Below are 11,411 nucleotides of genomic sequence, written 5' to 3'. Positions count from 1 at the left end.
GATGCTCCAAGTGAGATTTTAGCAAACTCGCAAAATGTCTGGTAGTTGGGTTCTCCTTTCTGCATGATTTTCAAAAAACGGCCTCTAAATAAATAAACCTGATTTTGCCTTTGGGTAAAAGCCTTTGAAAATGTATCAATTTTGTAACACGGGTTACAATTATGAAAGAGACTGTGGATTTTTAAATTTATAAAATCCTGAAAATCAGCTTGTTTTTTGGTTTGTAGTTTAAGTATCAAAATGAATGTTATTTGAGATTTTAGTGAAATAGAGAATTCCCCAAGGCGCCTACCTTCGAGAAAAACATTTAAGTTCATGGTAGGTAAAAAAGTATTTTTCTGGTCCATTGTGGTAGCATTGGGCGGATTCCTCTTCGGGTTTGATACCGCGGTTATTTCTGGGGCCGAAAAGGCGATTCAGCAGTTGTGGCATCTCAATGTATTTGAGCACGGCCTCACGGTAGCTATTGCTTTAATAGGAACGGTGCTGGGCTCTTTAACCGGTGGTATTCCCTCAGACAAGTTTGGGCGTAAGAACACCTTGTTCGGGATTGCAGTCCTTTATCTATTGGCCTCGGTGGGAACGGCCCTGGCCCCAGACTGGTATACCTTCCTTATATTCCGCTTTCTGGGCGGGATAGGCGTGGGGGTTTCATCGGTAACCGCTCCGCTTTATATCTCAGAAATCTCTCCGGCCAAATCACGGGGCAAACTGGTGGCTTTGTTCCAGTTTAACATCGTGTTCGGGATTCTCATGGCCTATGTGTCTAACTACGCTTTTGCCGGGGTAGGGGAACACGATTGGCGCTGGATGCTGGGCATACAGGCGGTTCCTTCCATCATCTTCCTGGTGACGGTGCTCATGGTGCCCGAAAGCCCCAGATGGCTCTTGCTCAAACGCGCCGACAAGGTGGAGGAAGCCAAAAGAACCCTGCAGATCGCTAACCCCGGGGCCAACGTGAACCAGATCGTGGCCGACATTCTCATCTCGGCGCAGGAGCGCGACGACCATGGCAAAAAGCCGGCTTTGTTCTCCCGGAAATATTCTTTACCCATCACGCTGGCAGTGCTGTTCGCCTTCTTCAACCAGGTATCGGGCATCAATGCCATCATTTACTATGCACCCCGCATTTTTGAAATGGTGGGTTTGGGCCAGGAATCGGCGTTGCTTTCCTCGGCGGGCATAGGCTTGGTGAACTTCCTGTTTACACTGTTGGCTATGAACGTGATTGACCGGTTCGGGCGGCGCTCACTGATGCTCATCGGGTCTGCAGGGTTGATCCTTACTTTAGGGCTGGTGGCCAAGGCCTTCTACCTGCAGGAGTTCAACGGTATTGCGGTTCCAATCTACCTGTTTGTGTACATCGCCTTCTTCGCCTTCTCCCAGGGAGCGGTGATCTGGGTGTTCATCTCCGAGATTTTCCCTAATCAGGTACGTGCCTCAGGTCAGGCTTTGGGCAGCTTTACCCACTGGATCATGGCTGCCATGATTGCCTTCAGTTTCCCATACATCTCTGAGACTCTGGGTGGCGGCAACACCTTCCTCATCTTCACCGGCATGATGGTGCTGCAACTCGTGTTTGTGTGGCGTCTGATGCCCGAGACCAAAGGTACCTCCCTGGAGAAAATTGAAAAAAGCGTTGTGTTCCATTAATCTAAACCCTTTATGAGCGAGAAAATAGTTTGTTTCGGAGAAACCTTATGGGACATCCTGCCCAGCGGAAGAATGCCTGGTGGTGCGCCTATGAACGTAGCCATCCACTTGCACCACAACGGCTTTGATCCGGTGGTGGTGAGCCGGGTAGGCAGCGATGACCTAGGAAAAGAACTGGTGGCTTTTCTGCAAGCGCAAAAGATCAACACAGATTATCTGCAGACCGGTCAGACCCACCTCACCGGCATTGTCAAAGCCAACATCTCAGACCGCAATGAGGTCACCTACAAGATTGTGGAACCTGTGGCCTGGGACTACATCCAGTTTGAGGAGCGCACTGCCCAATTGGTTTCTGAGAGTGACCTTTTCATCTACGGCAGCCTGGTAGCCCGCGGCGCCACTTCCCAAGAGGCCTTGCTACAGTACCTGTCATTGGCCAGGAAGAAAGTCTTTGACGTGAACCTTCGGCCGCCTCATTACACCACTGAGCGGGTGCTGGCCTTGCTGGGTTTAGCCGATGTGGTAAAAATGAACCACCAGGAACTGGCCGAGATCTGTACCTGGTTGGGAGCCGAGGGCGACATGGCGCAGCAGATGCAGTTTATCAAGGAGCATCTCGGGTTGGAGTTGGTCATTATCACCCGCGGCGATAAAGGAGCCGCCGCTTTTTCCCAGGACGGGTTCTTTGAGCATGAAGGTTACCATGTGGAGGTAGAAGACACCATTGGCAGCGGCGATGCTTTCCTGGCCACTTTCTTAACCCATTACCTCCGGCACAAGCCCATGAACCAGATTCTGGAGAGAGCCTGCCTCACTGGTGCTTACGTGGCCACCCAACGCGGAGCCACTCCCACTTATGACCCGGCCAGCATCACCCCTGATTGCCTGATGAAAGAACCTATACACTTTAAGCTTCACCTCTAAAACCAAACCATATGAAAAGAGTCTTACACTTAGTCCTCATTTTGTTCTGCATGGTTCAGGCCGTGAAAGCGCAGGATGTGGGGGAGATAACCGGTCAGGTTGTTTCAGCAGACAAGAATGAACCATTGATAGGGGTATCGGTGGTGGTGAAAGGCACCACCACGGGCGCAGCCACTGATGCCGACGGAAAGTTCACGGTAAGAGCAGTCAGCAACGCTGTGCTGGTGGTTACCTATATTGGTTTCATCTCGCAGGAAGTACCCGTGAACGGCAGAAGCAATGTGCAGATCAGCCTGCAAACCGACGCAAAAGCCCTGGAGGAAGTGGTGGTGACTGGTTACACCAGTGAGAAGAAGGCAGATATCACCGGAGCGGTTTCTGTAGTGAAGATGAAGGATATCACCAGCATCCCAACGGGTAACGTGATGTCTTCCCTGCAAGGCCGCTTGCCTGGAGTAACTGTAGTAACCGACGGAACACCCGGTGGGGTAGGAACAGGGGTTTCCATCAGGGGGATCACTACCATCAACAACAGTACTCCTTTGTATGTGGTGGATGGCGTGCAGACCAGAGCCAACATTGCCACGCTGTTGAACGCAAATGATGTAGAGTCCATCCAGGTGTTGAAAGATGCCGCTTCGGCTTCCATTTACGGTACCCAGGCCGCCAACGGGGTAATCATCATTACCACCAAGAAAGCCAGGCAAGGAGAGATCAAAGTTGATTTTGACGCGCAGCTAAGTGCCCAGTACTTCCACACCGGTATTAAAATGCTGAATGCCCAGCAGTGGGGCGAAGTCTACTGGAAGGCTTACCAGAATGACGGCGTTCAGCCGCGGCATGACCAGTACGGCAGCGGACCCACCCCGGTAATCCCTGAGTTCATTGACCTGAACAAAACCATCAGGGCAGGCAATACCAACTGGGCAGACGAGGTGTATAAAACCGCCCTGCTCCAGAACTACAACGTGTCTGTTTCCAAAGGATCAGAAAACGGATCGGCTTCTCTCTCCTTCAACTACTTTGATCAGGATGGCTTGATCAAGTACACCAACTTTAACCGGTACAATGTGCGGTTAAATTCAGACTACGGCTTTTTCAAAAATCGGCTGAGAATAGGGGAGAATGTCAATGTGAGCAGATGGACCGAGAAGTTCAAGCCCGGCGGGATTGAAGAACTGGTGATTGCTCAACACCCCTTGATTCCAGTGTATGATATCAACGGAGGCTATGCCGGACCCACTCAGGGCCTTGGCGATAAGCCCAACCCCATCCGGTTGTTGAATCAGCAAAGAGATAACCGTTCAAACCAATGGCGGATCTTCGGGAACCTGTTCGCTGAACTTGAGGCCATCAAGAACCTGAGACTGAGAACCAACCTGGGCCTGAATTACAACAACAGCTTTGCCTCCAATTTTGAACCCAGATGGAGAGAAGGTGACCGCACGGTTGATACCAATATTCTCAACGTCACCAACAGCAACAACCTGGAATACATTTTCACCAATACCGCCAACTACACTGTTCAGTTAGGAGACCATTCTTTGACTGCCCTGGCCGGGATGGAAGCCAAAGAATTCACCAGCGAAGACCTTTTCGGCCGCCGGGTGAATTTCCTGATCGAGGACATTGACTACCGGTATTTGAACGGGGGAAGCGGGGCGCAGCTCAACGGGAATTCAGCCTCCCGCACCGCCATGGTGTCTTACTTCGGGAAGTTGAACTACGCCTTCATGGACAAGTACCTGCTTTCCGGGACCGTGCGGCAGGATGCTTCCTCCAGGTTTGGGAAGAACAACAACGAGGCCGTATTCCCGGCCATCTCCGGTGGATGGAGAATCAGTGAGGAGAGCTTCCTGAAAGATGTTTCCCTGCTGTCTGACCTAAAACTAAGAGCCAGCTGGGGTAAAACCGGGAATGACCTCATGGATAATGAAGCTACTTACACCAAATACGGCATCAACCTGAACACCGCGGGTTATGACCTGAGCGGCGTGAACCAGGGAGTGATCCCTACCGGGATTGTGAAGATCAGGTCCGGTAACCAGAATATCAGGTGGGAGGTCACCACCCAAACCAACTTCGGGGTAGACCTGGCCATGCTGAACAACAAGTTGAGCATAACCCTGGACTACTTCAACAAAAACACCGAGGACATGCTCATTGACCGGCCTTACATCGCCATCATTGGCGAAGGTGGGTACATGGCCTACAACGGGGCCTCCATGAACAACAAGGGTTTTGAGAGCATCATCAACTGGCGCAGCAGCATTGGCAGTGATTTCAACTATGACATTACTTTCACCGCCTCGGCCTACAAAAACAAGATCACCTCACTGCCAGAAGACATCTTATATACCTGGGGTGGAGGCAATGGACTTGACCAGAGTATAGTAGGCCAACCGCTCGGCTCCTGGATGGGATACAAAACCAATGGCCTTTACCGCACCGAGGCTGACCTGAACGATGAAATCACGCAACCAGGCAAAGGCCTAGGCCGCATCCGGTACGTGGACATCAACGGAGACAAGGTGATTGACAACAAAGACAGGACCTGGCTTGGTACTGACCTTCCCAAATTCACCGGTGGCCTTAACTTGGGCATGAACTACAAGTCCTTTGATGCCTCCATCTTCTTCACCGGCATGGTAAGGGACGCCTGGAACAACGCCAAGTTCTACACCGATTTCTTCCAGCTCTGGACCGGAAACCATGGCACCAGATTACTGGATGCCTGGAACCCTGACGAGAACTTTGACTCCGACATTCCTGCCTTAACCGCGGTGAACCTGAATGATGAAGGGCGCGGGTCTGAGTATTTCATTGAAGACGGCTCCTATATCAAACTGAAGAACCTGGTGGTGGGCTACACTTTACCAGCCTCGGTTTCTGGCAGGTTACGGGTGAAGAACCTGAGAGCTTATCTGCAGGCCCAGGACTTGTTCACCCTGACCAAATACACTGGTGCTGACCCTGAGACCCTGGGGTATCCTTACCCAATTCCGCGCACCGTCACTTTTGGGGTAAATGTTGGTTTCTAAGCCTTTCAATCAATCCAAAGACTTACTATTATGAAATATAACTGCATCATACTGGCATTACTCTTAGTCTTCTCCTCCTGCTCAGACGATTTCCTGGAATCAAACCCCAAGGGAACGCTCAGCGAGGCAATCCTGAAATCGCCCAACGGGGTGGAAGCCCTTTGCACGGCAGCCTATTCAGCCTTGGCTGGACCTGAGGGGTCAGAAGCCGCCTTCTTATCGCCCACTTCTAACTGGGTGTACGGCGACGTGCGGGCGGAAACCGCCTACAAAGGCGGCGGAGGTATTGGTGACCTTTGGGAGTTCAACGCCTTTGAAACGTTCACCGGGGTTTTCCCCAATAATGGATTGCTGGACCGCAAATGGTACCACTTGTACATCAGCGTGCAGCGTGCCAACAGCGCCATCAGGGTGCTGAATGCCATGACTGACCAGCAGTTTCCATTGAGAAGCGTTCGGCTGGGAGAAATGAGATTCCTGCGGGCCCACTACTACTTTGAGCTAAGCCGATTGTTTAACAAAGTCCCTTATTTTGATGAGAATGTGCCCACCGAGGAACACATCAAGATCAGCAATAATGAGTTTACCCGCGACCAGATCCTGGAGAAGATTGCAAGTGAATTTGCCGCGGCCGCTGCGGTGCTGCCCCCCACCCAACCCGAGAAAGGCAGAGCCAATAAGTACGCTGCCCTGGCTTACCAGGCCAAAGCCACCTTGTACCGGGCTTATAAGCAGGATGAAAACCACAACGTGATCAGCGTAGACCAAGGCTTGTTGAGCCAGGTAGTGAGCCTCTGCGACCAGGTTTCCCAGGGAGGGTATGACCTGCTCTCAGACTTTCAGCAGCTGTCCATGGTGGAGCATGAGAACGGGATTGAGTCCATCTTTTCCATCCAGTACTCCATTGGCGACGGCACCACCAATGGCCGCATCAACTGGAGCAACCTGCTGAACGCCCCCAAAGGCCCGGCCTACAACGGCGATGGTTTCTTCCAACCCAGCCAGAACCTGGTGAACTCCTATAAGACCGATGCCAATGGTTTGCCGCAGCTAGATACCTACAACAACTCCGACCTGATGACGGTGCAGGATGCCTTCGAGAACTCTGTGGACCCCCGCCTAGACTTCACCGTTGGGCGTCTGGGAATCCGCTGGAAGAACTTCACCGGTGGTCCTTACAATGAATCCTGGGCCCGGGAACCGGCTACTTACGGCTATTACAGCACCAAGAAGTTCCTGGTGTCACCGGAGTCTCCTTACATGGTGAAAGGTTGGCCCTGGGGCGGATCGGCGCTGAACCAGCAGCTTATCCGCTACGCGGATGTGCTGCTCTGGAAAGCCGAGGCGTTGATTGAATTGGGTCGTCAGGAGGAAGCCGTGCCATTGATCAACCGGGTACGGGAGCGTGCCAAGAGCAGCAATTACGTGCTGGCCTGGAACAACAACGGCCCCACAGACTACGCCGCTAATTATCAGATCGGGCTGTACCAGCCGGGCGTGAACGTGAACTGGACGCAGGATTTCGCCCGCCGAGCCTTGCGGTTTGAGCGGAAGCTGGAGCTGGCCATGGAAGGTGAGCGCTTCTTTGACCTGGTGCGTTGGGGAATCGCGGACCATGTGCTCAACAACGAGTTCTTCGCGCAGGAAAAGGACGTGAGAACGTACCTGCAGAACGCCCGCTTCGAGAAAGGCCGTGACGAGTACTTTCCCATTCCGCAGGCCCAGATCAACTTCTCCGGCGGCCTATACGCCCAAAACCCTGGCTATTAATCATTAATTCAAGGAATCGGGCAGAAGCCATTTTCTGCCCGATTCCTTAAAAGTAGCCCTAAAACACAGCGGGGGATCCCTGATTATTATTGCCCTTAATGCTCTTGAGACTGGGTCAATCCGGCCAACTGTTTTAAAGCCGTTTTTAGGAATTCAGCCCCAAAACAGAAACACGGATTTTCAGTGGTGAATTGCCCATTTCAATCCGCTGGAACACCCCTTGGCTTTTCTAACCTCTCCCATCAGCAAAGTGAAACCGAATGAAAAAAATCTACCTTCCTGTACTCTTCACCTGGATGGCTTCCGTGGTCTCCTTTGGGCAAACGCCCAAACTGCACTTTCCCTTTGACGAGGCCAGCGGGGCAGCCACGGCGGTAGAGTCTGTTTCAGGGGCGAGTTTCCCCATCAAGAACAATTTCAACAAACCTGAGCGGGTAGAGGGCATCAACGGAAAGGCGTTACGGTTGGACGGTTTCTCCACCTGGGTAGAGGCAAGTTCCAGCCTCAACTACAAAAAGCAGTTTTCCCTGGAAACTTGGATCAACCTGGAAAGCTACCCCTCAGATGCGGAGGTGCCTTTTGCCTCTTTAACCCCATCGGCGATCATCAGCCAGATGAGCGGGGCCAACGGGTTTCAATTGGGAATCAATACTTTTGGTAACTGGTTTTTTAAAGCCAGCATCAACGGGAGAATCTACACCTGCCCCGCCAAGGATCTTTTTCCGCTGTACCAGTGGGTGCACGTGGCCGCCGTGATAGATGGAGAAAAGGGGCATATCAAACTTTACCTCAATGGGGCAGAAGTCGGCACCCTCACTATTCCAGTCAACGGAGAGCTAACCGAGGCCACTGGACCTCTGCTTCTTGGGAAAAGTACCACCGACCGGAAGGACGGGATCTTTCTGCTCAACGCCCTGAATGCTGCCATAGATGAAACCAAATTCTACGACCAAAGCTTAAAGGCCGCCACGGTTTTGAGCCATTATGAAAGCGAAAAGACCAAAGCTGGCAGTCTGGGAGTAACCTCACTGGAAGTACCAAAAGAACGTTTCGACCAGGATTTGCAGCGCCCCATCTTCCATGCCCTGCCACCGGCCAACTGGACAAATGAGCCCCATGGTTTGGTGAAGCACAACGGCCAGTACCACCTGTTTTACCAGCGTACGCCCAATGGACCGTTCAAAACCCAGATGCACTGGGGACATATGGTGAGCCCCGATCTGGTGAACTGGACCAACGTGAAAGATGCGCTGTGGCCCACCTTGGAATCATCTTCCACCGCTGGCTATGACATGAAAGGGATCTGGTCCGGCGATGTGATCATGCATCAGAACAAAGCCTACGCTTTTTACACCAATGTGAACCACTCCGGGTCTTATAACCCGGGGATAGCTCTGGCCACCAGTTCTGATCCAAACCTGGAAACCTGGGAAAAGCACGGGCCGGTGATCGGGAAAGAAAACGTGAATGATTTCCGGGACCCGTTTATTTGGCAGGAGGGCAACACCTGGCACATGATCATCGGGGCGGCCTTAAACAGCGGGGGAGGACTGGCCTATTACACCTCCCCGGATTTACTCAACTGGACCTTTAACCCCACCTTCGCGTCAATTCCCTACAGCCAGATGGACATTGGCTCCGCTATCTGGGAGATGCCGGTGTTTGCCTCTTTAGGGAATGGCAAGCATGTGCTGGTGGTGAACCCCATTGGCGGCAGCATTGGCAAGTACGGACCCAGCAAATACACCCGGGCCGTGTACTGGACCGGCGTGTGGCAGAACGGCAGGTTCACGCCAGATTATGCCCAACCCAAAATGCTGGACCTGATCCATGGCCACCTTTCACCTACCATTGAGACGGATTACCAGAATAACTTGGTAGGCATCGGGATTGTGGATGAGCGGCGCTCTTCCGAGGCGCAGCTGGCGGCGGGCTGGGCGCACCTGTTTTCTTTGCCTCGGACCTGGTACCTGCTGCCCGATGGTAAAACCCTGGGCCAAAAGCCGCTGGCAAGTTTGGCCAACATCCGGCAGGCCGCCACTTACAAAAAGTATTCTGATTTGTCGGTGACGGCCACTACTCCCATGCCAGATCTGGCTGGAAAGAGCAAAGAACTGGTGGCGTATGTAGATACTACCGCCACCGGAACCCGGTACGGCTTCAACCTTCGGCTATCCCCGGCGTGGGACGAGGTAACTACCCTGTATTATGACACCCAACAACAGAAAGTATTCCTGGATAAAATGAAGTCATCCAAATCTGTGCAGGCCGAGGAAAAAGTGGTTTTGTCTGGGAGCTATGACGTGAAAGCCTTCGGGAAACCCCATAAATTCCAGATTTTCATGGATCACTCAGTGGTTGATGTGTTCATCAATGATGCGGCGGCCTTCTCTTTCCGGATCTACCCAACCCAGGCCTCCAGCGAGGGGGTAGAACTGTACTCGCAGGGAGGGACCACCAAATTTACCTCGGTAGAAGGGTGGGGCCTGGCGCAATCGGTACCAAATGCAACTCCGGGTGAATTTCCGGTGAATTATCTGCGCTATGATTTGGAAGGGGGGAATCTGAGCGACCTGGTGGTGACAGGACAGGCCTTTAGCCCAGCGGATATTTCCACCGCGAACGGATGGGAGGGAGGAGGCCCCTTCAACCAGCAAGGCCAGCGGCACCTCTGGGGAACCAAAGACGGGGGCGATGCCCAGACCGGCGAGCTCCAAACCCCTGAGTTTATCCTGGGCGGCGATGGCAAGATCACGTTCCTGTTGGGTGGCGGCAATAACCCAGGTCAACTCTATGTCGCGCTCGTCAGGGCTTCTGACAACCAGGTGCTGGCCAAGGTCACCGGTAAAAACCAGGAGCACTATGAACGGCAAATCCTGGACGGCGGGGCTTACGTGGGCACCAGGTGTTTTTTAGCCATTGTAGACAAAGCCACCGGAAATTGGGGGCACCTCAACTTAGATGACATCCAGATCCCTTACCGACTAGCTGTTTCGGGGCTGGTTTTGGAAAAAGAGGCGATAACCTTGTCGGTAGGTGCCAGGACCAACCTGTTTGCCGCCGTGCAACCCGCCAATGCTTTTAATAAGCAGGTCACCTGGAGTTCCAGCAATTCGGCCGTCGCCATCGTTGACGCGGGCGGGGAAGTGACGGCCCTTTCCACGGGCACGACAACCATCACCGCCACCACGGAAGACGGGGCATTCACAGACCAAAGCACCCTCACCGTTTTGCCAGGAAGCTCCACGGGTTACCTAAAGTATGATTTTGAGCAGGGGAACTTCAGTAACCTGACGGTGACGGGGCAGGCGTTTAGCCTCGCGGATATCACCGCCGAAGCGGACTGGGGCTGGGGCGGTCCTTTCAACCACCAGGGCAAATTCCACCTCTGGGGATTCAAAAGCGGCGGCGATGCCCAGACCGGCGAACTGAAGACCCCGGAATTCACCCTGGGCGGCGACGGGAAAATCACCTTTCTGCTGGGCGGAGGAAAAAACCTGAGCACCCTATACGTTGCCCTGGTACGGGCCTCAGACCAGGAGGTGTTGCTAAAAACCACCGGCCTGAATGATGAAGGCTATGCGCCCAAGGTGCTGGAAGCGGAAAGCTACGTGGGTACCAAATGCTACCTGAAGATAGTAGACAACGAAACAGGCGGCTTCGGGCACCTGAACCTGGATGACCTGGTCATTCCCGTTCTCAGCCAGGTGACAGGCATGCAAGAGGAGGAGAGTTTGTACAAAGCGGTCCGCCTTTTCCCCATGCCCGCCGAAGAAGCCTTCACCCTTGACTTATCCAGCTTAAAAAATGAATTGGTACACCTGGAGCTTTTTGACCTGCAGGGCCAGAAATGGCAGGAGCAGCCCATCAGATCGGGTACCCGGGTAGTGGTTCCGGTGAAGGACCACCTGGCCAAAGGGCAGATCTATGTAGTGCGCGTCACCACTTCGCAGGGCGCTTTCACCAGAAGGGTTCTGATCAGATAATGGCCACCTTATCTGCCTTTTGGTTTACCCCGGTAGC

Annotated in this window: 5 protein-coding genes; all 5 read left to right on the top strand. The window is 53.0% G+C overall.

What is annotated here, in order from left to right:
- The first annotated feature begins 315 nt into the window (after positions 1–315).
- The 5 genes from J3P34_RS08190 to J3P34_RS08170 all read left to right on the top strand — a co-directional run bounded on the left by J3P34_RS08190 (position 316) and on the right by J3P34_RS08170 (position 11,374).
- Entirely contained in the window at positions 316–1,653 is a 1,338-nt protein-coding gene (locus J3P34_RS08190) for a sugar porter family MFS transporter (RefSeq protein WP_210487760.1), read from the top strand.
- Positions 1,654–1,665: 12 nt separating this feature from the next.
- Positions 1,666–2,577: a carbohydrate kinase family protein gene (locus J3P34_RS08185; RefSeq protein WP_210487758.1), complete on the top strand. Its 912-nt coding sequence runs from the start codon at positions 1,666–1,668 to the stop codon at positions 2,575–2,577.
- 11 nt (positions 2,578–2,588) lie between these two features.
- Positions 2,589–5,618 (top strand): SusC/RagA family TonB-linked outer membrane protein, encoded by a 3,030-nt coding sequence (locus tag J3P34_RS08180; protein WP_246853597.1) that lies wholly within the window; start codon positions 2,589–2,591, stop codon positions 5,616–5,618.
- A 30-nt stretch (positions 5,619–5,648) separates the two neighbouring features.
- On the top strand, positions 5,649–7,388 hold the full coding sequence (locus J3P34_RS08175; protein WP_210487756.1) for a RagB/SusD family nutrient uptake outer membrane protein: 1,740 nt from the start codon (positions 5,649–5,651) through the stop codon (positions 7,386–7,388).
- A 260-nt stretch (positions 7,389–7,648) separates the two neighbouring features.
- Complete coding sequence (locus tag J3P34_RS08170; RefSeq protein ID WP_210487755.1) at positions 7,649–11,374, top strand: LamG-like jellyroll fold domain-containing protein; 3,726 nt, start codon at positions 7,649–7,651, stop codon at positions 11,372–11,374.
- Positions 11,375–11,411 lie beyond the last annotated feature (37 nt).

Origin of the sequence: Rufibacter aurantiacus, assembly GCF_017916345.1 — a bacterium.
In the GTDB taxonomy this organism is placed as follows: Bacteria; Bacteroidota; Bacteroidia; order Cytophagales; family Hymenobacteraceae; genus Nibribacter; species Nibribacter roseolus.
This window is presented reverse-complemented; position numbering and strand designations above follow the sequence as displayed.